The following is a 26212-nucleotide window of genomic DNA, read 5'->3' on the forward strand; positions in this document are numbered from 1 at the left end:
AATTTCCCGATAAAGTGCCGCCACTTCACTGTCAGGCTCGGCCACAACCGTCGGCGCACCCACATCCATGGCTTCACGGATATTGATGTGCAGTGGTAAGGCGCCTAACAGTGGAACTTGATAACGCTCGGCCATTTTACTGCCACCGTGCGTACCAAAAGGATGTTCTTTATGACCACACTCGGGGCATAAATGGAAACTCATATTCTCAACAATGCCGAGGACCGGAATGTTCACCTTCTGGAACATGGTGATGCCTTTCTTGGCGTCGGCGAGAGCGATATCCTGCGGCGTTGTCACAATCACCGCGCCACTTACTGGCACTTTTTGCGACAGGGTTAATTGAATATCACCCGTGCCCGGTGGCATATCGACGACTAAATAGTCTAGCTCTGGCCACTGGGTTTCATTGAGCAGCTGCGCAAGCGCGCCCGCCGCCATAGGACCACGCCATACTGCGGCTTCATCACCACTTAACATAAACCCAATCGATTGGGCGGCAATGCCATGGGCACTGGCGGCGCTCATGTGTTTACCATCGAGGGAAACGGGCCTGAAGTTGGGGATCCCAAGCATTAATGGGACGGAAGGACCATAAATATCGGCATCTAAAATACCAACCTGTGCGCCCTCAGCGGCCAGTGCTAAAGCAAGGTTGACCGCCGTGGTTGATTTACCCACACCGCCTTTGCCGGACGCGACAGCAATCACTTGCTTCACATTGGCAATCGGTGCGATAGAAGCAATCGCCGAATACACCTTAGGTTGAAAATCGATTTCACACTCAACCTCATCGATGGCATCCAGCACAGCGAGTTTGTTGGTCAGCGCCATCACGGTATCGCGGTATTGAGTCATACAAGGGTATGGATAGACTAAGCCAAGCTGCAAACGCTTACCTTCAATCGCCAATTTATTAACGCATCCTGCGCTCACTAAACCCTTCGCTAAATACGGGTCGATATATGCATCGAGAATGGCCAGAACTGGCCCGAGAAGATCGTCACTTAAACGATAATCAGTTTGAGTTGAAGACAAAAGAATTACCCCCACCAATAAATTTGCCCAAGTGTACCAGATAATGACAAAAACATTAGCGCAGATTTAACCCAATCGACTCAGGTTTTGATGAAAATCATCCTGTAATCGGTTAGTATCTCTACCATTATTTTTGGCCCACCACGATATTTGAGACAAGATGGCAACTTCACAACGTAAAATTCTCGTGACCAGCGCACTTCCCTACGCGAACGGACCGATTCATTTAGGTCACATGCTGGAATACATCCAGACGGATATCTGGTCGCGTTATCAAAAGCTTCGTGGACATGAGTGCCACTATATTTGTGCCGATGACGCCCACGGTACACCGATTATGCTCAAGGCGCAGCAATTAGGTATGGCGCCTGAAGAAATGATTGCTCAAGTCAACAAAGAGCATCAGCAGGATTTCGCCGATTTTAATATCGCCTTCGATAATTATCACAGCACCCACAGTGACGAAAACCGCGTGCTGGCGAGCGATATTTACTTAAAACTGCGCGCTAATGGCTATATCAAAAGCAAGAGCATTTCTCAGCTATTTGACCCTGAGAAGTCGATGTTCCTGCCGGACCGCTTCGTAAAAGGCACCTGCCCTAAGTGTAAATCGCCCGATCAATACGGCGACAACTGTGATGCCTGCGGCGCAACTTACAGCCCGACTGAGCTTATCAATCCAAAATCAGCGGTATCGGGTGCCACGCCAGTGATGAAGGACACAGAGCACTTCTTCTTCGACTTACCCGCCTTCGAAGACATGCTCAAAGAGTGGACTCGCTCCGGCGCACTGCAAACCGAAATGGCCAACAAACTCGACGAATGGTTCGAACAGGGTCTGCAGCAATGGGACATCACCCGCGATGCACCTTACTTTGGTTTTGAGATCCCAGATGCACCGGGCAAATACTTCTACGTGTGGTTAGATGCGCCTATCGGCTACATGGGCTCATTCAAAAACCTGTGTGACAAACGCCCAGAGCTAAGCTTTGACGAATTTTGGGCGAAGGATTCTAAAGCCGAGGTTTACCATTTTATCGGTAAAGATATCGTTTATTTCCACAGTCTGTTCTGGCCTGCGATGCTCCATGGATCGGGCTACCGTCAACCTAACAGCGTCTATGCCCACGGTTATGTAACGGTGAACGGCGCTAAGATGTCTAAATCTAAGGGCACCTTTATTAAGGCTCGCACTTACTTAGATCACTTAGATCCTGAATATTTACGCTACTACTACGCGGCTAAACTCAGTAGCCGTATCGACGATTTAGATTTAAATCTGGAAGATTTCGCCCAGCGCGTGAATTCAGATCTAGTCGGTAAGCTAGTGAACTTAGCCTCGCGCACCGCAGGTTTTATCACTAAGCGCTTCGATGGCAAGCTCGCGAAAATTGCGGATACCACGCTAACTGAGGCGTTTTTAGCCAAACAAGAACAAATCGCTGAGTTTTATGAGACCCGTGAATACGGTAAAGCGATGCGTGAAATCATGGCACTCGCGGACATCGCCAACGGTTTTGTCGCCGATGCTGCGCCTTGGCAGCTAGTGAAGCAAGATGATCAACAGGAAGCCGCGCACCAAGTGTGTTCAAACGCGCTGAACCTGTTCCGCATTTTGGTGACGTACTTAAAACCTGTGTTACCACGCTTAGCGCAAGACGTTGAAGCCTTCTTCCAACAAACCTTAACGTGGGATGGCTTAGGCCAAGATATGGCGGGCCACGAAATTGCGCCATTCAAAGCCATGATGCAGCGTGTTGAGTTAGACAAAGTTGAAGCTATGGTGGCCGACTCTAAAGAAAACTTGCAAGCCACGAGCGAGCCAGAAGCACCTAAAGGGCCATTGGCGACCGATCCTATTAGCGACACTATCAACTATGACGATTTCGCTAAAATCGATCTGCGTATTGCGCGTATCGTTAAAGCCGAGCATGTAGCCGAAGCCGACAAACTGTTAAAACTGCAACTTGATATCGGCGGCGAAACCCGTCAGGTATTTGCAGGCATTAAATCAGCCTATTCGCCTGAGGATCTCGAAGGTAAGCTGACTGTGATGGTCGCCAACCTTGCACCACGTAAGATGCGTTTTGGCATGTCAGAAGGCATGGTACTAGCAGCCGGCCCTGGTGGCAGTGATTTGTGGATTTTAGAACCCCACGAAGGCGCACAACCTGGTATGCGGGTTAAGTAAGCTAGGCTAAACACGAGTCAAGCTACTGCTAAATCGATATAAGGCCGCATTTAATGCGGCCTTATTTATTAAACACACATTCCTTTACGCTTTATCAGGGAGCGTAAGTTGATGTGGCCTCGACAAGTGACTGACTGTGCGACACTATCGCGGCTATGGCTAAGCTGCACTGATTCAGCGACAACGCACTATGAAATTTTCGAGGAGAAGTTATGGGCAATATCATTGAGCAGCTGTTGTTTTCTGCTTCAATAACCGGTCCCATCTGTTTAATGTTAGCCCTAGGCGTGATGCTTAAACGCACCCAAGTGATTGACGAACACTTTATTGATGTCGCTTCTAAGCTGGTTTTTAATGTCACCCTGCCAGCGCTGTTGTTTCTCAGCATAATTAGCTCGCACCACAATCTTGCCGCCAGTGCGCCATTAATCGGTTATGGCTTACTCGCCAACTTACTGTTTTTTATCCTCTCGACCTACGCGACAAAACGATTTTTCCCCGAGCCGAAGGATCAAGGCGTTATTATTCAAGGGGGATTTAGGGCCAATACCGCCATTATCGGCTTAGCCTATGTCTCTAATGCCTATGGCGAATCGGGCGTTGCCTTAGCGGCCGTTTATGTCGCGTCCATGACGCTACTCTACAATATTCAAGCCGTGATTTGCTTGAGTCCTAAGGGTGAGGAATCAAGCCGCCGCGCTTTTGCGGTGATCATTAAAACCATCACCAAAAATCCGCTGATCATTGCCATTATACTCGGCATGTTGTTTTATCTGCTGGCGATCCCCTTACCGAAAATGGTCCTCGATGCTGGGCAATACTTTGCCAATATGACACTCCCATTAGCACTGCTGTGTACAGGCGGTTCATTGGATATTGGCTCGCTCAGACATGAAAAGTATGCCACGTGGTTCTCGACCGCCTTAAAACTTATCTTTGCGCCACTGTTCATCACCCTAGGCGCCTTGATACTTGGCTATCGCGAAGTTGAACTTGCCTTAGTGTTTTTGATGAGCGCCGCGCCCACGGCAGCCGCAAGTTATGTGATGGCGCGGGCCATGGGAGGAAATGCCACGCTTGCGGCCAATATTATCGCCTTAACCACCGTTTGCTCGCTGCTCACCTGCACCTTAGGCATTTTTATCCTGTCGACCCTAGGGCTTATTTAAACTTAGGACTGATTTGAACTTAAGGTTGATTTACATAAGACAAAGGCGAGCATGGCTCGCCTTTCATTTACAAGATGTCGATAAAGCAAGATTGTTAAACAGGGTTAGCGATATCTACAAAATGGTGTACCAAATTAAATTCGCGAGCGAGATGACGCCCCAGCGCCTCAATGCCAAAACGCTCGGTCGCATGGTGACCCGCCGCATAATAGTGAATTCCCTGCTCCACTGCGCTATGGAAAGTACGCTCTGACACTTCGCCACTGATAAACGCATCCACACCAAGACTCGCGGCAACATCGATATAATCCTGCGCACCGCCCGTACACCAAGCTAAATATTGGATTTCATCCGAACTCTCGCCAATATGCAGCGGCGCTCTGCCAAGTACTTCGTCTAAGGTCGCGGCAAATTCACTGGCACTGACGGGCAAATCGAGCTTTCCACGCCACACTAATCCCTGTGCCACATCTTCTACTGCTTCAGCATCGATGATCCCCAGTTTGCGGCCTAAGACCGCATTATTACCTAACATTGGATGGGCATCTAAGGGCAAGTGATAACCAAACAGATTGATATCGTGGGCGAGTAAGGCTTTGATTCGGCGCTGCTTCATGCCTGTGATCACCTCAGGCTCACTCTTCCAGAAAAAACCATGGTGAACCAAAATCGCATCGGCTTTGAGGCGAATCGCTTCATCGATTAACGCTTGGCAAGCAGTCACACCTGTCACTATGGTGCGGATATCTGCTTTACCTTCAACCTGCAAACCATTGGGGGCGTAATCTTTAAAGGCCGATATCCGCAAAAAATCGGCTAAATATTGGGTTAGTTCTGTCCTTGTCATTCCATCACCGTTTAACGTTCTTTATTAATGTTTGGCAGTTAGGCTTAATTTCCTCGCGTTAGGTGCATGGCTTAGTTACATGGCTAAATCAACGCGAACCCCACCTTGCAGGTACACCACACGTACCCTATCCCCCGCATTGAACACCATGCCAGGATCATAATCTTGGATCACCATGACTTGCGTGCCGTCTTCCTGAGTGATCATCAGCTCCACGAGCTTGAGCGATTGCACCGTTGTGCCACTGCCATAACGATTGCCAACTCCAGCACCAATTAAGGCGCCTAATATTGTCGCAATATCTTGGCCAGAGCCACCACCAAATTGATGGCCGATAACACCACCCGCTAATGCGCCACCGAAAGTTTTCCAACCTTGGTTTCGGTCTTCAATTAATTGGGTTTCGGTGATATTACGTACTGAGTTGATATCACCATAGAGGACTTTCTCGACCGGCACCGCCTGATTACGATCGTAACCTGCTTGCACCGGAGAAATCACTAAAGCACAAATAAACATAAAGCTCGCTAGTGTAGGTTTCCACATATCCGAATTTCCGCTAACTTAGTATAAGGGTCTATTACTGAATCATACGCAATTGTGAACTCACTGTCTTTTCTGAATCACGAATTTGAAGCTTTTCCTTCACCCGAACTCGCCCTCACCGATCCAAACGGCTTATTGGCGATAGGTGGTGACCTACGCCCAGAGCGTTTGTTGACCGCCTATTATCACGGCATTTTCCCTTGGTTTAACGCCGAGGATCCTATTTTATGGTGGTCACCCGATCCCCGCGCCATTTTTATTCCAGGCCAAGTGAATATCAGCACCAGTTTACGTAAATATTTAAAAAAACAGCCTTGGCGCTATACCATCAATCATGCCTTTACCGATGTGATGGCAGGTTGTGCTCAACCTCGGCGTAAACAAACTGGCACTTGGATAACCCATGAAATCCAAATGGCCTACCGTGAGCTACACCATAATGGCCATGCCCACTCAATCGAAGTTTGGCACGGTGAGCGATTAATCGGTGGGCTTTATGGTCTCGCCATTGGCCAAGTGTTTTGTGGTGAATCCATGTTCCACCGCGAAACCAATGCGTCAAAGGCGGCCATGGCGGTGTTGCAACAACATTTAATCAAAATGAATTTTAAACTTATTGATGCACAGGTAATGAATCCCCACCTTGAGAGCTTAGGGGCAAAACCCGTTAAACGCGCGAACTTTATACAACTCTTAACCCAGTTTAGGGATAACACGGTTAATCCTGCAGCTTGGATACCAAGTGAGGTCACACTTGAACTCTAACGCGAGTAACACCCCAATCGCCATTGGGATCAGCCAAATTTTCCCCTGCAGTTACCTCGATGGTCAGCAGGAGCAACTGTTAGTCATTCAGGAGGAAACCCTCGACCCAATACTATTTGAGCGGCTACTCGCCATAGGTTTTCGCCGCAGTGGCAGCGCCATTTATAAACCCCGTTGCCCCCGTTGCAGTGCCTGTCAGCCAATTCGGTTACCAATTAAAGAATTTACACCGTCTAAACGGCAAAAGCGCACCCTAGCCCATAACCGTGATTTAACTTGGCGCATCACCTCAGAACATACCGAGGCTCAATATGCCCTGTATGAAAAATACATCCGTGAGCGCCACTTCGATGGCCCAATGTTTCCGCCAAGCAAAACCCAATATGAACAATTTTTATTCTGTCATTGGCTGCCCCCCACGTTTATTGAAGTCTATGATGGCAATAGACTTGTGGCTGTAGCAGTGACAGACACTCTGCCCAATAGTTTGTCAGCCATTTACAGCTACTTTGACCCCGATGAAGAACGCCGCTCCCTTGGCGTATTGTTGATCTTACTCCAGTGCAGATTGGCTAAAATGCAGGGTAAAGATTTTCTTTATCTGGGATATCAAATTGATGCAAATCGGAAAATGTCCTACAAACGCTTATACCGCCCTTATCAGATTTTAACCCCCCAAGGCTGGGAGTATTCCCAAGTTTGCTAGGCACATCCCCTTTACAGCAAGGTGAATTTGCGGCATGATACGCCCGTTTTTTATATTCGAAGGCTAATGGGATAAATAATTAATGGCGAAAGAAGATAACATTGAAATGCAAGGCACTATCCTTGAAACCTTGCCAAACACAATGTTTCGCGTAGAGCTTGAAAATGGTCATGTGGTGATAGCCCACATTTCAGGCAAAATGCGCAAAAACTACATCCGGATCCTGACTGGTGACAAAGTAACAGTTCAGTTGACCCCTTATGATCTGACCAAAGGTCGTATTGTCTTCCGCGCACGCTAATATTCCCCTTTAGTTGAAAAACCCGGCGAGGCCGGGTTTTTTTGTTGGCGTAAGATTAGAAAAATGGCTGCAATTGCAGCCATTTTTATTGGGTTTTCGCGAGAGATTAAGCCTTAGTGGTACTTTTCTCGTGGCGTTCGGTGTGGATCACGATTTCACCGTCTTTGGCATCAACATGAGCAACACCGCCATGTTCCAGTTCACCGAAGAGAATAGCATCCGCTAATGGACGTTTAATAAGCTCTGTCACCACGCGGGCCATTGGCCGTGCGCCCATGCTCTTATCATAGCCTTTCTCGGCGAGTAGAGTTCTGGCCTCATCACTGACTTCAAGTAACACATGTTTCGCATCAAGTTGTGCTTGTAATTCCACCAAAAATTTATCAACCACCTTGGCTATGATAGTCATATCTAAATGGTTGAACCAAATGATGGAATCTAAGCGGTTACGGAACTCTGGCGAGAATACTCGATTGATTTCCGATAAGGCATCTTGGGTATGATCCTGCTGAGTAAAGCCAATAGACTTACGGATCGTTTCCTGAACACCTGCGTTTGTCGTCATCACTAAGGTGACATGCCTAAAATCCGCCTTGCGACCGTTGTTATCGGTTAAGGTGCCATGATCCATCACCTGCAGTAACAGGTTATAGACATCGGGGTGAGCCTTTTCGATTTCATCGAGCAACACCACGCAATGGGGATTTTTAATTACAGCATCGGTGAGTAAACCACCTTGGTCGTATCCTACGTATCCAGGAGGAGCACCAATCAAACGAGAAACCGTATGGCTTTCCATGTACTCCGACATATCGAAACGCACCAGCTTCATTCCTAGGCAACTAGCTAACTGATTGGTGACTTCTGTCTTACCTACCCCAGTTGGGCCAGCAAACAAAAAGCTACCAACAGGTTTTTTATCTGTACCTAAACCACTGCGTGATAATCGAATCGCCGAGCTTAAGGATTCAATCGCCTTGTCTTGACCAAAGACCACCATCTTGAGATTGCGCTCAAGATTACGCAGTAAATCTTTGTCGCTGGCGGAGACTGATTTTTCTGGGATCCGAGCAATCTTCGCCACAATGGTTTCAATCTCGGCCTGACCGATGGTTTTCTTACGTTTGCTCTGTGGCAACATAGCCATGCGCGCACCCGCCTCATCGATCACATCGATGGCTTTATCGGGTAAATGCCGGTCATTAATGTGTTTTGCCGACAGCTCTGCCGCGCTGTTAATCGCCGCTTGGGTGTAACGCACGCCGTGATATTCTTCGTATTTAGACTTTAAACCCATCAGAATTTTAGTGGTTTCAGCCACTGAAGGTTCATTAATATCAACCTTTTGGAAACGGCGCGCCAGTGCACGATCTTTCTCAAAAATACTCTGATATTCTTGGAACGTGGTTGAGCCCATGCAACGCAAATTACCACTCGATAATAACGGCTTTAGCAGATTAGAGGCATCCATCACCCCACCCGATGCTGCGCCTGCACCAATAATGGTATGAATTTCATCAATAAATAAAATGGCGTGTTTATCGGCGCTAAGTTCCTTAAGCAGACTCTTGAAGCGTTTTTCAAAATCGCCACGGTACTTAGTGCCAGCAAGCAAGGAGCCTAAGTCGAGGGAGTACACAGTCGCCTGCGCCATCACCTCTGGCACTTGATTATTGACGATTCGATAAGCCAAACCTTCAGCAATCGCAGTTTTACCCACGCCCGCTTCACCCACCAACAATGGATTATTTTTACGGCGACGACATAAAGTTTGGATGGCGCGTTCAATTTCTTGATCACGACCAATCAGCGGATCTATCACCCCTTGTTTTGCAAGTTGGTTTAAATTGCTCGCAAACTGCGACAACATGCTGCGTTCTTCGTTCGCTTCGCTTTGATCTTCGATGCGTTCTTGATCTTGATGAGCGTCGCTGTCCTCATTTTTTGAAAAACCATGGGAAATATAATTCACCACATCTAAACGGCTGATGTCGCTGCGACGCAGCAGATAAACAGCTTGGGATTCCTGCTCACTAAAAATGGCCACCAGCACATTAGCACCAGTGACTTCATTGCGGCCCGAGGACTGCACATGGAAAACGGCGCGTTGCAGTACCCGCTGAAACCCGAGCGTTGGTTGGGTTTCTTTATCATCATCCATATCCGCAATGATTGGGGTGGTTTGTTGAATAAAGCTTGCTACTTCATCTCTAAGTTTATCTAAATTCGCTCCACAGGCGATTAGCGCGTCTTGAGCCGCAGGGTTGTCTATCAGAGCCAATAACAGATGTTCAACCGTCATATACTCGTGACGAGCCTCTCTGGCTTGCTGAAACGCCAGATTTAAGGTGACTTCCAGATCTTTGTTCAGCATAAGCACCCCCAAAATTAACAACTGACAACAGAGTAAGCGCTGTTAAGCCTTCTCTAACGAACACAGTAACGGATGTTGGTTTTGTCTTGCAAATTGATTTACTTGTATCACCTTAGTTTCTGCAATGCCGTAGGGGAAAATCCCGCAGATACCCTTTCCCTGGTGATGAATAGTCAACATGATATCTGTGGCTTCCTGCTCATTCTTGCGAAAGAAGATTTGTAGCACTTCTATCACAAAATCCATTGGCGTGTAATCGTCATTATTAAGGATCACCTTATACATCGAAGGTGGCATTAACTCAGATTCAACACGTTCTTCAACGTGCTCTATGTTTCCTGTCTTACCCATTTTTTAATACTAGCCTCTCGTGTTGTCCTCTTCCAATTGCTATCTTCAAATTAATCAGTTGTTACCTCTTTGTTAATTTTAGCTTGACTTCCGCTTTTACTCCTTACATTCTGTAGCTCAGACGGTGAAACAATCCCGTCTATACAGGTTTTACTATCTTACTGGTAAGTAGACAACAGAAGGAAGTGGAAGTATGGCAAGCGGAACTGTTAAATGGTTCAACAACGCCAAAGGATTCGGGTTTATTTGCCCTGATCAAGGTGGCGAGGACGTTTTTGCACACTATTCTACCATTGAAATGGAAGGCTATAGAACTCTAAAAGCAGGCCAACCGGTTCAATTTGAAGTAGAACAAGGTCCAAAAGGAATGCACGCTTCAGCCATTTCACCAACAAAATAATGTATGGTGAGGCCAATGATCTAAAAGGCAGGGATTAATCCCTGCCTTTTTATTTTGAGTAGAATAACTACACGTCATGTCTCATTTTGTGAGCATAGGTGTACCGGAGCGAATACATTTTCATCTCGAAACGTTAACTCGCTCTGGTTAATTTACAACTTACTCCTAAATTTAGTGCAATAAAAAGGCCTGCAATGCAGGCCTTTACAAGTATCAATGCTGCTTAAGCAAGTAATAGCTTGTTCAGTGTCTCGCTTGGGCGCATGGCTTTTTCAGCTTTTGCGGCGTCTAAACGATAGTAACCGCCTAAATCCACTGGTGCACCTTGCGCATTGTTGAGTTCAGCCACAATCACTTGCTCATTGGCGCTTAAAGCGTGCGCTAATGGAATAAAGTGAGCTTGTAACTGCTCGTCTTTGGTTTGAGCGGCTAATGCTTGTGCCCAGTACATCGCCAGATAGAAATGGCTACCACGGTTATCTAGCTCTCCAACGCGTCTTGATGGCGACTTGTTGCTATCTAAGAACTGACCAATGGCTTGATCTAAGGTATCCGCCAGTACTTGCGCTTTAGGGTTACCCACAGTTTGGCTTAAATGCTCTAAAGAAGCCGCTAATGCCAGGAATTCACCTAGAGAGTCCCAACGTAAGTGACCTTCTTTTTCAACCTGTTGTACGTGTTTAGGCGCACTACCGCCCGCACCCGTTTCAAACAGGCCGCCACCATTCATTAATGGCACGATAGATAGCATCTTAGCACTGGTACCCAGTTCGAGGATTGGGAACAAGTCAGTCAGGTAGTCACGCAGTACGTTACCAGTAACAGAAATAGTATCTTTACCTTCTTTGATGCGCGCTAAAGAGAAACGTGTTGCTTCTTCTGGTGACATGATGCTGATGTCTAAACCGCTGGTGTCATGCTCAGGCAGATATTGCTTCACTTTAACAATCAATTGCGCATCGTGGGCACGATTTGCATCTAACCAGAATACCGCAGGAGTATTGCTTAAACGTGCGCGGCGTACGGCTAATTTCACCCAGTCGCGAATTGGGGCATCTTTAACTTGGCACATTCTCCAAATATCGCCCGCTTCGACGTTGTGGCTCATTAACACTTTGCCACTGGCATCAATCACGTTAACTACGCCATCGGCTGGGATTTCGAAGGTTTTATCGTGGCTGCCATATTCTTCGGCTTTTTGCGCCATCAGGCCCACGTTTGGCACACTGCCCATAGTGCTTGGATCGAATGCACCGTGTTCTTTACAGAACGCGATAGTTTCTTGATACACACCTGCGTAGCAACGGTCTGGGATCAGCGCTTTAGTATCGTGCAACTTGCCATCTGGACCCCACATTTGGCCAGATGAACGAATAGCCGCTGGCATAGAAGCATCGATAATAATGTCGCTTGGGACGTGTAAGTTGGTGATGCCTTTGTCAGAATCCACCATCGCCAGCGCAGGACGCTCAGCGTAGACCGCCGCGATATCGGCTTCAATTTGGCTACGTACATCGGCAGGTAAGCTGGCGATTTTCGCATATACATCGCCAAAACCGTTGTTCACATCAACGCCTAATTCAGCAAATAACGCTGCATGTTTATCAAATACCGGTTTGAAGAACACTTTCACGGCATGGCCAAACATGATGGGATCGGACACTTTCATCATGGTGGCTTTAAGGTGCAGCGATAACAACACGTTTTCAGCCTTGGCATTGGCAATTTCACGCTCAAAGAAGCTCACTAAGGCTTTTTTGCTCATCACTGACGCGTCGATGATTTCACCCGCGAGCAGTTTCAGATCTGATTTAAGGACGACTTCTTGACCGTCTTTTTGTGCCAGAACGATGTTGACCGTGTCTGCGTTAGCCAAAGTCACTGACTGCTCGCTACCGTAAAAATCACCTTCGCTCATATGAGCAACGTGTGACTTAGAGTCTTTCACCCATTTACCCATAGAGTGTGGGTTCTTTTTCGCGAAGTTTTTCACTGACAGCGGCGCGCGGCGATCAGAGTTACCTTCACGCAGGACGGGGTTTACCGCACTGCCCTTGATCTTGTCGTAACGCGCTTTAATTGACTTTTCTTCGTCAGTTTTTGGCTCGTCAGGATAGTTTGGAATGTCATATCCTTTCTGTTGCAGCTCTAAAATACAGGCTTTTAACTGTGGGATTGACGCACTGATATTAGGCAACTTGATGATATTAGCTTCTGGTTGATTCGCTAAATCGCCAAGCTCAGCTAAGTGATCGCCAATCTTTTGCGCGTCAGTCAGTTTTTCTGGGAAGTTAGCAATCACACGGCCTGATAAAGAAATGTCACGGGTTTCAACCGCCACACCCGCCGCATTGGTAAAGGTCTTGATGATAGGTAACAGAGAAAGCGTTGCCAGTGCTGGCGCTTCATCGGTTTCGGTATAAATAATTGTTGGTGAGTTATCTTTCATGTTACATCCTACATTATTGTAAAATTTAGTATTTTTATAATAATTTTATATCATGACGAACAAACATTGGCACGAAGGAATTCTCTATCGAGGCAATCGTAAACGCCCCTACAAAACCTATAAACCCGCTGCAACATCCTCTTTACGTTCGCCAACGTGGGTAAATCGACTCATTAATACCTAACAAACATTTAGGCGTAGATCACATTTTCAGGCCGACATCATAGAGCATTCACAATAATATTCAAATTCCACTAACGGCGAATGCCAAGTACACTGTGTGCAGATAAATAACACGTCTTCTTTCTGACGTCTGCTAACGGATAGGTTCAGTCGTATATCATCGGCGACGACGTAAAATGACTAGACTGTCTTAAGCGACTATTCGCCACGGTATGAACAACAATTAGTTACTGCATGAACAAAAATAACCCGCTAACTTCTCAGGCAACACCTCGCACTCGCGGCCAGAGCGCATCCACCACGCACCCGCAGCATAGGGCAGATAACCGCAGCAAAGGAAGTAAACCAAGCTCCTTCGCCAAATCTGCCAAGGCAAGTTTGCAGCGCGATACAGGGTCACAACAAAATAGTCCCAAAACACGGCTTCAAAAACACTCATCGGCCTCACGCGTCAAGCCTCAAACTGCGCCTATCATCGTCTTATTTAACAAGCCCTTCGATGTTCTGTGCCAATTTACCGATGAGCAAGGCCGTAAAACCTTAAAAGATTACATCCCTATTCCGGGCGTTTATGCTGCTGGGCGATTAGATCGCGACAGCGAGGGACTGTTGCTGTTAACCAATGACGGTCAACTCCAAGCCAAACTGACTGAGCCAAAAAAGAAAACCTTTAAAACCTATTGGGTACAAGTGGAAGGTGTGCCATCGGAAGCCGATTTAGCCAAACTGCGCCAAGGGGTTGAATTAAAAGATGGCATGACGCTGCCCGCGAAGGTCTGCATCATGGCGACGCCGAATGTGTGGCCGCGTAATCCACCAATCCGTGAGCGAAAAAACATCCCAACAACTTGGCTGGAAATTCAAATCCACGAAGGACGCAATCGCCAAGTTCGGCGGATGACGGCCCATATTGGTTTTCCGACCTTAAGACTTATTCGCTATAAAATAGGCCAATGGAGTCTAGATGATTTAGCGACAGGTGAGCATAAATGCATACTGGTGGCTCAAAAGACCGAATAGTCTTACGCCAACAAGCAATCTAATATCCCTAATCTAGCCGCTCAAAGGTAATCACTGTGACAGTAAAAGCAAGATATAAACCCAATGTAACAGTTGCTTGTATTATCCATGCCTCTACCGAGGATAAGTATCTATTAGTGGAAGAGTGGATTGATGGTGAGCAGCGTTTTAATCAACCAGCAGGACATTTGGAAGCGAATGAAAGTCTTATCCAAGCCTGTGAGCGCGAAGTCTTTGAGGAAACAGGCCTTCAACTCAAGCCACAGGGATTGGTCGGGATTTATCAATTTAGCGCCAATCAGGACCTCGCTTTTGTGCGTTTTACCTTTTTGGTGCAAGTCGATACGCTACTCACACCTAAGCCACAGGATGTGGATATTTATGCCGCCCATTGGTTGAGCTTTGAGCAAATAGCCGCGAGAGTACACCAGTTGCGCAGTCCGTTAGTGCTCGATTGCCTCAACGATTACCGCAAACAGTTGCAACAAGGGCAAATTCATTCGCTCGAATTACTCAATAGTCAGCGTCTGTAGGGATGTCAAAGATAGCCCCAAGCAACAAGGCGTGATAGAATACGCCCCCGCGTAAATGCGCGATTCGATAAGGCATTTAACTGCGCTTTTGGGTTAAAAATTTGGGGTATTTTAGCATCATGCATCTTGTGCTTAATAATATTGGGCTAATGTATCTCAGATGCTAAACGGATCACCAATAAGCCTGCCCTAACTACGCAGCTAAATAAACGCAGATTTAAAAGTGAGTCATGCACTAATGACAACGGTTCAAGCCACGACTCGCTAACACATATACTCAATGGTTTTAGGATCTATGACATCAATCGAACCCACTCATACAGGAAAAAAAGTCATTGTCGGCATGTCCGGCGGTGTTGATTCATCCGTTTCAGCCTATTTGCTTATGCAGCAAGGCTATCAGGTTGAAGGCCTTTTCATGAAGAACTGGGAAGAAGATGACAACGACGAGTATTGCGCGGCCGCCGAAGATTTAAAAGATGCTCAAGCCGTTTGCGATAAGCTTGGGATCAAACTCCACACGGTCAACTTTGCTGCCGAATATTGGGACAATGTATTTGAGTATTTCCTTGCCGAATACAAAGCAGGTCGTACCCCAAATCCTGATATCATGTGCAACAAAGAAATCAAATTTAAGGCCTTTTTAGAGTTTGCCGATGATATTCTCGATGCCGACTGCATCGCCATGGGTCACTATGTGCGCCGCCGCGACAATGCCGATGGCACAACGCAAATGCTGCGCGGGGTCGACAATAATAAAGATCAAAGCTACTTCCTATACACCTTAAGCCATGAACAAGTGGCACGCAGCCTGTTTCCGGTGGGTGAACTCGAAAAACACGAAGTGCGAGAGATCGCCAAACAGATGGGCTTAATTACCCATGATAAGAAAGACAGCACCGGCATTTGCTTTATCGGCGAGCGAAAATTTACTGAATTTTTAGGTAATTACTTACCAGCGCAACCTGGCAACATCGAAACCGCCGAAGGCGAAGTCATTGGCAAGCACCAAGGTTTGATGTACCACACCTTAGGCCAACGTAAAGGTCTGGGGATTGGTGGCATGAAAAATAGCAATGATGACCCATGGTACGTGGTGGATAAAGATCTCAAACGTAACGTGCTTGTTGTTGGCCAAGGTGGCCACCACCCGCGCTTGATGTCCAATGGCATGTTTGTCAATCAACTACACTGGGTCGACCGCAAAGGTCCCGCCGATGGCTGTCAAATTGTGGTGAAAACCCGTTATCGCCAGCAGGATATCCCCTGCACCCTCACCTATCTTGATGACAATACGCTCAAAGTGGTGTTTGACGAGCCCGTTGCCGCCGTGACGCCTGGCCAATCAGCGGTATTTTACGATGGCGAAGTGTGCCTCGGTGGCGGAATTATCGATCAACTGATCAGAGGATAAACCGTGAACGAACAGCTCCATGATCGTACTATGGCCTTCGCAGGAATACTGCAGGCCATTGCACAAGTTCAGTATTTAGCCCGTCATGGTGAAAGCGACACCGATGAGCTAGCTGCCAGTTTACACACCATTTTAGTGACTAATCCCGAAACCCCCGCCGATGTCTACCAAGATAAGGCTGGCCTGCACAAAGGCTACCAATTGGTGTTAAATCAACTGGGGGATAGCAGTCAAAAAGATGTTGAAATAACTCGCTATCTGGTGGGAATTTTAGCCCTTGAACGTAAATTAACCCGTTCAAACACCGGGTTAGCTATGCTTGCCGAACGCATCAATCAAGTGAATCGTCAGCTACATCATTTTGCGATCACCGACGAACAAGTCATTGCCAATCTGGCCAGTATTTATAGCGACATTATCAGTAATCTTGGACCTAAGATTCAGATCTCAGGCAATCCAGTGTGTCTGCAACGTCCAATAGTACAACAAAAAATCCGCGCCTTGCTGCTTGCAGCCATGCGCAGCGCTGTGTTATGGCGACAACTAGGCGGCAAACGTCGACACTTAGTCTTTGCCCGTAAAGCCATCTTAGACACAGCTAAGAAAAGTCTTACCCTATAATAAAATAAGTTTTCATCAAGGAGCTTCACATGGATCTTTCCGCACTAACTGCTATCTCTCCGGTAGACGGCCGTTACGGTAGTAAAACAGCGTCATTGCGAGGGATTTTCAGCGAGTTCGGTCTTACTAAGTACCGTGTTCAAGTTGAAATCAACTGGTTAAAGTTACTCGCTGATTGCCCAGAAATCACCGAAGTGCCACCATTAAGCGAGTCAGCGATCGCGCTTCTCGATGCCATTAAAGACAATTTCAGTGAGCAAGATGCGCTTCGCGTGAAAGCCATTGAAAGCACCACCAACCACGACGTGAAAGCTGTTGAATACTTTATCAAAGAAAAAATCGCAGACAACGCGGAACTCGCCGCTGTCGGTGAATTTGTTCACTTTGCCTGTACTTCTGAAGATATCAACAACTTAAGCCATGGTTTAATGTTGACTGAAGCCCGCGAGCAAGTGGTACTGCCTTATTGCAATGAACTGCTCAGCGCCATCAAAAAACTGGCCGTTGAATACCGCTCAGTACCTTTGATGTCACGTACCCACGGTCAGCCAGCCTCGCCTTCAACCTTAGGCAAGGAAATGGCTAACGTAGCCGTGCGTTTAGAGCGCCAAATCAAGCAAATCGCGGCCGTTGAAATCATGGGGAAAATTAACGGCGCCGTAGGTAACTACAACGCGCACATATCTGCATACCCAGAAGTGAACTGGCATGCACTGTCTGAACGTTTTGTGACAAGCCTTGGCCTGCACTGGAACGCATACACCACTCAAATAGAACCGCATGATTACATTGCAGAGCTCTTTGATGCGATTGCGCGTTTCAATACTATTCTGCTCGATTTCGACCGTGACGTTTGGGGTTATATTGCCTTAGGTCACTTCAAGCAACGTACCATTGCCGGTGAAATTGGCTCATCAACCATGCCACACAAGGTCAACCCTATCGACTTTGAAAACTCTGAGGGTAACTTAGGTATTGCCAATGCGTTGATGCAACATTTAGCCGCAAAACTACCCGTTTCAAGATGGCAACGTGACTTAACCGATTCCACCGTACTACGTAACTTAGGTGTGGGTATCGCCCACTCGCTGATCGCTTACCAAGCGACCTTAAAAGGCATCAGCAAGTTACAAGTGAATGAAGAGCATTTACGTGCCGAGCTCGATCAAAACTGGGAAGTATTGGCCGAGCCCGTACAAACCGTTATGCGTCGCTATGGTATTGAAAAGCCATACGAGAAGTTAAAAGAATTGACACGCGGTAAACGCATCGACGCTAAGCAACTTGCCGAATTTATCGACGGTTTAGCCCTGCCTGAAGAAGTGAAAGCAGAGCTGAAGAAGATGACGCCAGCCAACTATATTGGCCGTGCAGAAGCATTCGTTGACGAACTTAACTAAAGTTCAGTTTACGGCTAACGCTTCGTTTAACGCTAAGCTGACATGCTTAGCTTATTATCTAGCCTAAATAAGGATTGAGGCGGTTACATTGTTAAGGATGTAGTCGCCTTTTTTGACACTATGTATAAACTCAATCTCGATATTGCCCAGTTCCTCAAGGATTACTGGCAACAAAAACCTGTGGTCATCAAAGGCGCTTTTCCTCACTTTGAAGATCCAATCAGTGCCGATGAGCTGGCCGGCCTGGCCTGCGAAGAAGAAATCACTTCGCGCATCGTCGTGACCCAAAAAGATAACTGGGAAGTGATCCAAGGCCCCTTTGAGGATTACGACAATTACGGTGAAACCCACTGGCAATTATTGGTGCAAGCGGTTAACCATTGGTATCCCGACTCACAACCCCTCGTTGAGGCCTTTCGTTTTCTCCCCGATTGGCGATTCGATGATTTGATGGTGTCATTTGCCACTCCAAGTGGCGGTGTCGGTCCCCATATCGACAACTACGATGTGTTTATTATTCAAGGCGAAGGTCAGCGCCGCTGGACCGTAGGTGACAACACCCCACAACAACGTCGTGGCGGTAATCCTAATTCACCTCTGGTTGAAGACTTTGATCCCATTATTGATATGGTGTTAGAGAAAGGCGATATGCTTTATATTCCGCCAGGATTCCCACACTGCGGTGAAACCTTAACCTTAGCCTTGAGCTATTCGATTGGTTACCGCGCACCCAGTCAGCAAGAATTAGTCAGCGAAGTGGCCGACTATTTACTCGACAAAAATTTGGGTCAACAGCGTTTTACCTCCGCATCCGAGCCAGCAAATCCGGGCATTATTAGCCAAGATCATCAACTCGGCATTATGTCGCTGTTAAGCCAGCTTGCCCAAGATCCTGCGAGTTATCAGGTTGTGCTAGGTAAACTGCTAAGCCAAAACCGATTTGAATTAGATATTTGTGAAGGCGAAGAAGCCTATAGCATCGACGATCTGCAAGATGCCTTTGAACAAGGCGCTGGTGTAAATCGCATTGGCGGTTTAAAAGTACTACGTTTAGAGAATGATGCTCACTCGCGCTTATTCATCAATGGCGAAATCTATGATCTGCCCAATACACCCGAAGCGGTGCTTGTACAGTTAAGCGATCATGTCAGCTTTGATTGCGAAACAGCTCTCGCGTTATGCGAACATGATGAAGTACAACAGCTATTGCTGGAACTGATTAATCAAGGTTTATACTATTTAAGTGATGAAGAAGCGTAATCCTTTAATATGGAATGAAACCGTCGGTATGCTCAACGTAGAACACAACGCTTGAGACAGACTTAAACAACAAAGGCACTCAATCGAGTGCCTTTGGTTTTATGACTCAACACAAGGAAATCTAGCTATTCCACAGTTTTTCATCATTGTGCATACGATATAAACTCTCTGCACGGGAGACTAATAACTGGGCAAATTTTGCCTGGGTTGCATCACGTCTGGTTGCGCCTGAACGGATCAAATTTTCAGCCTGCATTTGCCACATCATCGAGAAATGACGAACCGCATCACGCGCCGTTTTAGCCACTTTGACATCCACAAAATCCGATGGTAAATCGCCTGACATCACCCAATAGGTTTTGGTCGTAGGACGTTTGGATTCCATCTTCCAAATCGCTAAATAAGGTGCAAGATAACGGCTCTCATCGGCTAAAACCTTGCTGGGGATGACCCCTTTTTCCGCTAAAAAACGGTTCGCTTTTTGGAATTGTGTTCTGACCCACTCTTGGCGCAATTTCTCCATTTCTTCAGGAGAGATTGTTGGTTGAGCTTGATCGACAGCTTGTTCAGTCATACTTCCGTCCTATCTTATTGTTATAGCGCGGCTCTCATTCTTGGGACAGCACGCGAATCATACTAATGTCTGAGAATATCATCAGTTAAAACTGGTTTCGCATCTCTAAGCTTACGTTTACGTAAAGTGGAAAGCTAGATTGCCACAAATAATCTATTTATTCGGTCATTATGCATGGTTGAGAGTATCGCTAAATGCTATGGTTCTGCAATAAATATAACGAGCTGTCGATGGGAAGTCGTTCCATCGACGTTTTATTGTGTATAGCGGAGAACTTCACGTGGCTGTATTTAATCATGTATCCTTTGATGAACATGAACAGGTCGTATTCTGTCATGATAAAGAAAGTGGCTTAAAAGCCATTGTTGCCATCCATAACACCAACTTAGGTCCAGCTGTGGGTGGATGCCGGATGTGGAATTATCAATCCGATGATGAAGCCCTGACAGACGTATTACGCCTCTCCCGTGGTATGACTTACAAAAATGCCCTCGCAGGTTTAACCATGGGCGGTGGTAAGTCTGTGATTATTGCCGATCCTAAGCGTCCTGATCGCGAAGCCCTTTTCCGTGCCTTTGGCCGTTTTATCAATAGCCTCGGTGGACGTTACTATTCTGCTGAAGACGTGGGCACCACGACCGCTGATATCATGATTGCCCATCAAGAAACACCTTACATGGCAGGCCTTGAAGGCAAGAGTGGAGACCCATCGCCATTTACAGCATTAGGCACCTATTTAGGGATCAAGGCTGCAGTTAAACATAAACTCGATTTAGACAGCTTAAAAGGCCTTAAGGTCGCCGTTCAAGGTGTTGGCCATGTCGGTTACTACCTGTGTAAACATTTGCATGAAGAAGGTGCACAGCTGATTGTTACCGATATTCACCAAGCATCACTGGATAAAGTGGCTACCGACTTTGGCGCCATCGTTGTTGCTCCACAGGATATTTATGCCCAAGACGTGGATGTCTATGCGCCATGTGCACTAGGTGCAACTCTAAACGATGTTACCCTACCACAACTCAAAGCTAAGATTGTTGCGGGTTGTGCCAACAACCAATTAGCCGAAGTCCGCCATGGCGAGCAGTTAAAAGAAATGGGCATTCTGTATGCGCCAGATTATGTGATTAACGCTGGCGGCATTATCAACGTGTCATTTGAAAAAGATTATGACGCAGCAAAATCAGAAGCTAAGGTCAGAGAAATCTACAACACGCTGCTGAAGATTTTTGCTAAGGCCGATGCTGAAAACCGCACGACAGGTGCAGTAGCTGACGAAATGGCCCGTGCCATTTACCAGGCGGCCAAAGCCTAATCATGCAGTAGGCGGACAACGAGTCGTTGTCCGCCTCAACCACTTCCCTCGCTCCACTTATCAATCTAAAAAATAAATTCCTCTCAATACCAATCAGATACCAAAACGCCACGTAAAATTCACTTTTCTGTAGTGGAAAACCCTATATCTCTCTGCTTGAATTAACTACTCGTCAGTCACGGAGAAGGTGCCACTATGGTCAGTTTCAAATATGAGCTGGGGAAAGATTCACTTGAATTACAAGCAAGTGATTGGTCGGGTTTGGAGAGAGTCTATATCAATGGCCAAATGGTTTCGCGCAAACTCAATTTTAGTCATCAAAGTGAACATCTGATCAAATTGAAAGATGGTGGGCAATGCCTATGTAAGTTATTTATTGACCCCTTCACAAATGAGTTAACTTGCCGTATTTATAAGCGTAATCAGCTAATCACTAGTCTGAAACAGGGAAAAAATAGCTTAATGCAGCGACAACGATTACTGCAACAAGGGATATTATTGGGGTCAAGTTTAGTGTTACTTTTTATGCTACTCCCACTGTAAATAACCGAAAGAAGCACAATAAAACTTACGGATTAGATGACAGTTTATTTATTTTATTCAAAAGCTTAATAAAATAACTTCGTTCATCTTCAGTAAGATTAGCAAGAAACTTTTCATTGACGCGCTCGGCCTCACGGATCAAATCCTGCTCCAGCGCCTTGGCCTCATCGGTGAGAAAAATCTGGAAAGCTCGGCGATTATCGAGTTCTTGATGGCGGGTGATGAGGCCTTGCACCTGCAACTGATCGAGCAAACGGGTCATGGTATAGTTCGCTACATCACAACGTTTGGACAACTCGGTCTGAGTAATCCCCTCCTCCTGCCAAAGCGCGAATAATACTGGCCACAACTTAATGTCGAGCTGATAGCGTTTCAACTGCAAATCGAGTTCATTTTGCAACTCAATATTTAAGTGCGAAACAAGATAGCCTAAGCTTTCATAACGGTTCAAACAGCACCTCCGAAAACAACATTTAGACCCATCGACACAAACCTAAACCCGAGTAGGATTGGCTAAGGTTAGTTTTAATACTATCACTTAACCCATAATAAACTAGTCAGCCTCCCCAAGTTATTACAATCAAAATCTTTAAGCACTGAGGCCACCTTCATCGGTTAAATTGAATTCATTCACAAAATTGTAGTAGCAGGCACGGCTCAATTTTCCCCATAGGCCGCGCTCTAGCGGCAGATAAATCCCAAAGTCGGTGAGCTTTAAATGATGGAGTGTCGCCAGAGAATGCTCGGTGCCAATACTACTGCGCAGCGTTAAACCCGATGCAGTCTCATCCTTCACATAATCGACAATCAACAGCGGCGCATCATCCACCTCGACTCGCACTTTCTCCACTGGGGTTATTAGAAAATGCTCCCCATCGATGTGATGTAAAATACTGGCAAACAGCTTAGCAAACTTCGTCGGTAATGGGCTGTCCTGATATAACCAGTCACCGGAGAGTTGAATACAAAATAACGTTGTTTGACTACATAGCTCAGTTTGCTGTGCTAAGTCATCATTCTGTTTTGTCTTGCTGGTAAATGCCTGTAGCGTGTCAATAACATTGTCCGTGTGTTTTTCCATAGCGTCCCCTCAATAAAAAAACCAGCCTGACGACTGGTTTAGTGTGGCATTGCCTTAGGGATTATCCAATCCCTAATAAAAAATTGCGTTAAGCCTTAACGAGCTCCAATAAAGCCTCTAATGGATGTTTTGGCTTGTAACCGGCGAAACGTTTCACTTGGCTGCGGCATGAGTAGCCAGAGACTAGCACCTGTGATGCATCCATCTTGCTTAAGGTGTCTTTCCATGACATATCAAACAAGGTCTTAGAACGCTCAAGATTCTCAGCCTCATGGCCGTAGGTACCCGCCATGCCGCAACAGCCCAGATTCACTGCCGTTAATTTAGCGCCAAAGTGAGTGAAGATTTTGCTCCACTCATTGGCGGTATTAGGCTTCGCCGTAGACTCAGTACAATGGCTAAACCAAGTAAATTGTTTATCTTGCATGGCCTTAGTAGGAATATCCTGCAGTATGCCAAGCAGCCATTCGTTAGCCAGTTTAACCTCAAACGCGCCGCGGTTAGCCCCTAAAATTTCTTTATATTCATCGCGATAACAGAGCACTAAGGCGGGATCGATCCCAACCATTGGCATGCCTAACTTATGCACTTGGTTTAAGAAATCCGCACTCGACTGCGCTGTTTTAGCAAATTTACCCAAGAAGCCCTTTATATGGGTCGGTTTACCGTTGGGCTTAAATGGCAGTAGAACGGGTTTTAATCCTAAGGTTTCAATCAATTGGATAAAGCGATACACCAAGCCCGCATCGTAGAAACTGTTGAAGGGGTCTTGTACAACTAATACAAATTTTGCCCTCTCATCGGCGGGGATGGCCTGCAATGCCGCCAGATCATAGCCGCGGCTCGCATGGCCATCGAGTCGTTGTTTTAAGGTTGGCACCGACAGCGCTGGCGCATCCACATAGCCAATAGCCTTTTTGATGACCCATTGGCTGAGTGGGTTTTGCGAGGCGAAATTAGTCAGTCTTGGCGCAGCAGCCATCAGAGGTAAGCTATCTTCTATGCCCGCAACCAGGTAATCCTTGGCCGGACGCAGATAACGTTGATAGTAAATATTAAAGAATTGCGCCCTAAACTTAGGTACATCCACTTTAACCGGGCACTGACTCGAACACGCCTTACACGCAAGACAGCCCTTAAGCGATTCCATCACTTCGTGGGAATAATCGTAATCGCGCTTCGCATTGATGGTATTTTGCATCCGCTGCAAAATGCCTAAGGGTTTGGCTTTCGCCAGCGCGTTCACATCCACCCCTTCCGACTCAAGCAAACGCAGCCACTCACGCATCAGACCCGCACGGCCTTTAGGGGATTGCACCCTATCGCCAGTCACCTTAAATGACGGACACATAGGCGAGTAGCTACTGTAATTAAAGCACAGGCCATTGCCGTTACAATTCATCACATCGGGATAGGCATCGCGTACTTCGACGGGAATTTGTCTGTCAAACTTGCCGCGCTTGGTACTATCCACATCAAATGCCAAGCTGCCGACTTGCTTGGGCGCCACTAACTTGCCGGGATTAAGCCTGTTATCAGGGTCAAATAGACCTTTAATGTCTTGCAATACGCCATAAAGTTCATCGCCAAATACCGATGGGCCGTATTCGCCACGCACGCCCTTACCATGCTCGCCCCACATCAGGCCGCCGTATTTGAGCGTCAGTGCTGCAACTTGATCAGAAATCACCCTCAGCAGTTTTTCATCTTCGACATCGCACATATCCAGCGCAGGCCTTACGTGTAATACGCCCGCATCCACATGGCCAAACATACCGTATTGCAAATTGTGACTATCGAGTAGCGCACGAAACTCCATAATATAATCGGCAAGTTTTTCAGGTGGCACAGCAGTATCTTCGGCAAATGCAATGGGTTTGCGACGCCCCTTGGTAGCACCGAGCAATCCAACGGCCTTTTTACGCATGCCATAGATTTTCTCAATGCTGGCCTTATCTTGAGTGACTTGATAACCGACCACACCACATTCACCGCGACCAATTTGCTCGGTCAATACAGCCTCAAGACTCGCGAGTTTTTGCTCAACTTCTGCCGTATCACCAGCAAACTCGACCATATTCAGGCCATCGATGACTTTACCCGGCACTTCTTGAATAAGGTCGGAAACCGAATGCCAAACAATGTCCTCGCGGGCAAGATTAAGCACTTTAGAGTCCACGGTTTCGACAACCGTTGCCCGCGCAGCCACTAAGGAAGGTGCATGACGCAGCGCAGACTGGAAGGAATCGTACTTAATATTCACCATCGCCCGCTCACTCGGCAGTGGTGTAATGTTGAGTTTCGCTTCGGTGATAACCGCCAGCGTGCCTTCAGAGCCTGTTAAAATGCGTGAAAGGTCGAACTGAGTTAAGCCTTCATTCCAGACATTCTTTAAGTCATATCCAGTTAAAAATCGATTGAGTTTAGGGAATTGTTGCTCAATGAGCGCGCGCTTCTCACGGCATACCTTTGCAATAGCCGAAATCAGTTTTTGTCCAAGCGGATTTTCACTCACGTTATCGGGATTACATAACAGACCCGCATCGAGAGGACGAGTATCTAACACACTGCCATCTATCAATACACTGCGCAGCGCCAGTACATGGTCGGAAGTTTTACCATACACCAAAGAGCCTGCGCCCGAGGCGTCGGTGTTGATCATACCGCCAATAGTGGCGCGATTTGAAGTGGAGAGATCGGGACTAAAGAAGAATCCATGGGGACGCAGCGCATCATTTAGCGCATCTTTAATGACCCCAGCTTCAACCCTAACCCAGCCCTGCTCAGGATTCACTTCCAACACACGATTCATATAACGAGACACATCAAGGATCAAACCGTGGGTCAGCGACTGACCATTAGTGCCTGTTCCGCCGCCTCTGGCACTAAAAGTCACACCCACAAACTCTGCTTTCGTAGCAAGTTTAAGTGCTATCTCGATATCCTTTTGGTGTTTAGGATAAAGCACCGCCTGGGGCAAAAATTGATAGACGGAGTTATCCGTGGCTTGCACTAAGCGCGCGCTGTAGCGCTTATCAATATCACCTTCATAGGCACTTTGTTCTAAAGCATCAAGATAGGCCAGATAAACAGGTTCTAAGGTTTGTTGATGTGATAACAGAGGTAACATG

24 protein-coding genes are annotated in these 26212 nt (G+C 46.7%); 14 read left to right on the forward strand and 10 right to left on the reverse strand.

The genetic code is table 11. The annotated features are described in order from the left end of the window. A partial coding sequence (apbC, locus tag L976_RS17690; protein WP_047540675.1) for an iron-sulfur cluster carrier protein ApbC occupies positions 1-1038 on the reverse strand: 1038 nt, incomplete at its 3' end. A 160-nt stretch (positions 1039-1198) separates the two neighbouring features. On the opposite strand from apbC, the gene metG reads away from it, so the two are divergent. Beyond that, positions 1199-3229: a methionine--tRNA ligase gene (metG, locus tag L976_RS17695; RefSeq protein WP_037426495.1), complete on the forward strand. Its 2031-nt coding sequence runs from the start codon at positions 1199-1201 to the stop codon at positions 3227-3229. A gap of 212 nt (positions 3230-3441) precedes the next feature. Further along, complete coding sequence (locus tag L976_RS17700) at positions 3442-4398, forward strand: AEC family transporter (RefSeq protein ID WP_047538874.1); 957 nt, start codon at positions 3442-3444, stop codon at positions 4396-4398. A 94-nt stretch (positions 4399-4492) separates the two neighbouring features. Here the strand turns inward: L976_RS17700 and L976_RS17705 are convergent, their stop codons facing one another. Then, complete coding sequence (locus tag L976_RS17705) at positions 4493-5245, reverse strand: Nif3-like dinuclear metal center hexameric protein (protein WP_037426500.1); 753 nt, start codon at positions 5243-5245, stop codon at positions 4493-4495. 75 nt (positions 5246-5320) lie between these two features. Next, a complete protein-coding gene (locus L976_RS17710; protein ID WP_037419247.1) occupies positions 5321-5791 on the reverse strand; it encodes a glycine zipper 2TM domain-containing protein in 471 nt (156 codons plus the stop codon). Between the two features lie 54 nt (positions 5792-5845). Here L976_RS17710 and aat point away from each other — a divergent pair, with 54 nt between their 5' ends. From aat to infA, 3 genes are all read left to right on the forward strand, one after another. Continuing rightward, positions 5846-6556, forward strand: coding sequence for a leucyl/phenylalanyl-tRNA--protein transferase (gene aat, locus L976_RS17715; protein WP_037426502.1), 711 nt, complete (start codon positions 5846-5848; stop codon positions 6554-6556). Then, positions 6546-7262 (forward strand): arginyltransferase, encoded by a 717-nt coding sequence (locus L976_RS17720; protein WP_037426504.1) that lies wholly within the window; start codon positions 6546-6548, stop codon positions 7260-7262. The genes aat and L976_RS17720 overlap by 11 nt, the downstream gene beginning before the upstream one ends. An 82-nt stretch (positions 7263-7344) precedes the next feature. Beyond that, entirely contained in the window at positions 7345-7563 is a 219-nt protein-coding gene (gene infA, locus L976_RS17725; RefSeq protein WP_006081934.1) for a translation initiation factor IF-1, read from the forward strand. A gap of 106 nt (positions 7564-7669) precedes the next feature. Here infA and clpA read toward each other — a convergent pair whose 3' ends face one another. Next, positions 7670-9937: an ATP-dependent Clp protease ATP-binding subunit ClpA gene (gene clpA, locus L976_RS17730; protein ID WP_047538881.1), complete on the reverse strand. Its 2268-nt coding sequence runs from the start codon at positions 9935-9937 to the stop codon at positions 7670-7672. 42 nt (positions 9938-9979) lie between these two features. Then, positions 9980-10288 (reverse strand): ATP-dependent Clp protease adapter ClpS, encoded by a 309-nt coding sequence (clpS, locus tag L976_RS17735; protein WP_011622425.1) that lies wholly within the window; start codon positions 10286-10288, stop codon positions 9980-9982. Between the two features lie 193 nt (positions 10289-10481). Here clpS and cspD point away from each other — a divergent pair, with 193 nt between their 5' ends. Beyond that, positions 10482-10688, forward strand: coding sequence for a cold shock domain-containing protein CspD (gene cspD / locus L976_RS17740; RefSeq protein ID WP_011072576.1), 207 nt, complete (start codon positions 10482-10484; stop codon positions 10686-10688). Between the two features lie 223 nt (positions 10689-10911). Here the strand turns inward: cspD and L976_RS17745 are convergent, their stop codons facing one another. Further along, positions 10912-13137: an NADP-dependent isocitrate dehydrogenase gene (locus L976_RS17745; protein ID WP_047538885.1), complete on the reverse strand. Its 2226-nt coding sequence runs from the start codon at positions 13135-13137 to the stop codon at positions 10912-10914. 417 nt (positions 13138-13554) lie between these two features. Between L976_RS17745 and L976_RS17750 the strand changes: the two genes are divergently transcribed. The 6 genes from L976_RS17750 to L976_RS17775 all read left to right on the forward strand — a co-directional run bounded on the left by L976_RS17750 (position 13555) and on the right by L976_RS17775 (position 19568). Then, complete coding sequence (locus L976_RS17750; protein ID WP_081990928.1) at positions 13555-14340, forward strand: rRNA large subunit pseudouridine synthase E; 786 nt, start codon at positions 13555-13557, stop codon at positions 14338-14340. A 56-nt stretch (positions 14341-14396) separates the two neighbouring features. Beyond that, positions 14397-14873: an NUDIX hydrolase gene (locus L976_RS17755; protein WP_047538891.1), complete on the forward strand. Its 477-nt coding sequence runs from the start codon at positions 14397-14399 to the stop codon at positions 14871-14873. Between the two features lie 295 nt (positions 14874-15168). After that, positions 15169-16287 carry a tRNA 2-thiouridine(34) synthase MnmA gene (mnmA, locus tag L976_RS17760; RefSeq protein WP_047538892.1) on the forward strand — a complete coding sequence of 373 codons (1119 nt, stop codon included), beginning with the start codon at positions 15169-15171 and terminating at the stop codon, positions 16285-16287. Positions 16288-16290: 3 nt separating this feature from the next. After that, positions 16291-16908 (forward strand): high frequency lysogenization protein HflD, encoded by a 618-nt coding sequence (gene hflD / locus L976_RS17765; protein WP_037419340.1) that lies wholly within the window; start codon positions 16291-16293, stop codon positions 16906-16908. A gap of 29 nt (positions 16909-16937) precedes the next feature. Then, positions 16938-18308 carry an adenylosuccinate lyase gene (gene purB / locus L976_RS17770; RefSeq protein WP_047538893.1) on the forward strand — a complete coding sequence of 457 codons (1371 nt, stop codon included), beginning with the start codon at positions 16938-16940 and terminating at the stop codon, positions 18306-18308. A 120-nt stretch (positions 18309-18428) separates the two neighbouring features. Beyond that, a complete protein-coding gene (locus tag L976_RS17775; protein ID WP_047538896.1) occupies positions 18429-19568 on the forward strand; it encodes a ribosomal protein uL16 3-hydroxylase in 1140 nt (379 codons plus the stop codon). A 121-nt stretch (positions 19569-19689) separates the two neighbouring features. Here the strand turns inward: L976_RS17775 and L976_RS17780 are convergent, their stop codons facing one another. Further along, the gene (locus L976_RS17780) at positions 19690-20142 is read right to left on the reverse strand and encodes a DUF4826 family protein (RefSeq protein ID WP_037419348.1); all 453 of its coding nucleotides are present in this window, start codon (positions 20140-20142) and stop codon (positions 19690-19692) included. A gap of 280 nt (positions 20143-20422) precedes the next feature. Here L976_RS17780 and L976_RS17785 point away from each other — a divergent pair, with 280 nt between their 5' ends. Together L976_RS17785 and L976_RS17790 are read left to right on the forward strand one after the other, a co-directional pair. Continuing rightward, positions 20423-21457 (forward strand): Glu/Leu/Phe/Val dehydrogenase dimerization domain-containing protein, encoded by a 1035-nt coding sequence (locus L976_RS17785; protein WP_047538898.1) that lies wholly within the window; start codon positions 20423-20425, stop codon positions 21455-21457. A gap of 195 nt (positions 21458-21652) precedes the next feature. Beyond that, positions 21653-22000, forward strand: a complete 348-nt coding sequence (locus tag L976_RS17790; protein WP_047538901.1) for a hypothetical protein — start codon at positions 21653-21655, stop codon at positions 21998-22000. Positions 22001-22025: 25 nt separating this feature from the next. Here L976_RS17790 and L976_RS17795 read toward each other — a convergent pair whose 3' ends face one another. The 3 genes from L976_RS17795 to ydiJ all read right to left on the reverse strand — a co-directional run bounded on the left by L976_RS17795 (position 22026) and on the right by ydiJ (position 26211). Then, a complete protein-coding gene (locus tag L976_RS17795) occupies positions 22026-22451 on the reverse strand; it encodes a MarR family winged helix-turn-helix transcriptional regulator (RefSeq protein WP_037419357.1) in 426 nt (141 codons plus the stop codon). A 138-nt stretch (positions 22452-22589) separates the two neighbouring features. Beyond that, entirely contained in the window at positions 22590-23081 is a 492-nt protein-coding gene (locus L976_RS17800; RefSeq protein ID WP_047538904.1) for a DUF1285 domain-containing protein, read from the reverse strand. 88 nt (positions 23082-23169) lie between these two features. Then, the gene (gene ydiJ / locus L976_RS17805) at positions 23170-26211 is read right to left on the reverse strand and encodes a D-2-hydroxyglutarate dehydrogenase YdiJ (RefSeq protein ID WP_047538905.1); all 3042 of its coding nucleotides are present in this window, start codon (positions 26209-26211) and stop codon (positions 23170-23172) included. Position 26212 lies beyond the last annotated feature (1 nt).

It is taken from the genome of Shewanella sp. ZOR0012, from assembly GCF_000798835.1.
In the GTDB taxonomy this organism is placed as follows: domain Bacteria; phylum Pseudomonadota; class Gammaproteobacteria; order Enterobacterales; family Shewanellaceae; genus Shewanella; species Shewanella xiamenensis.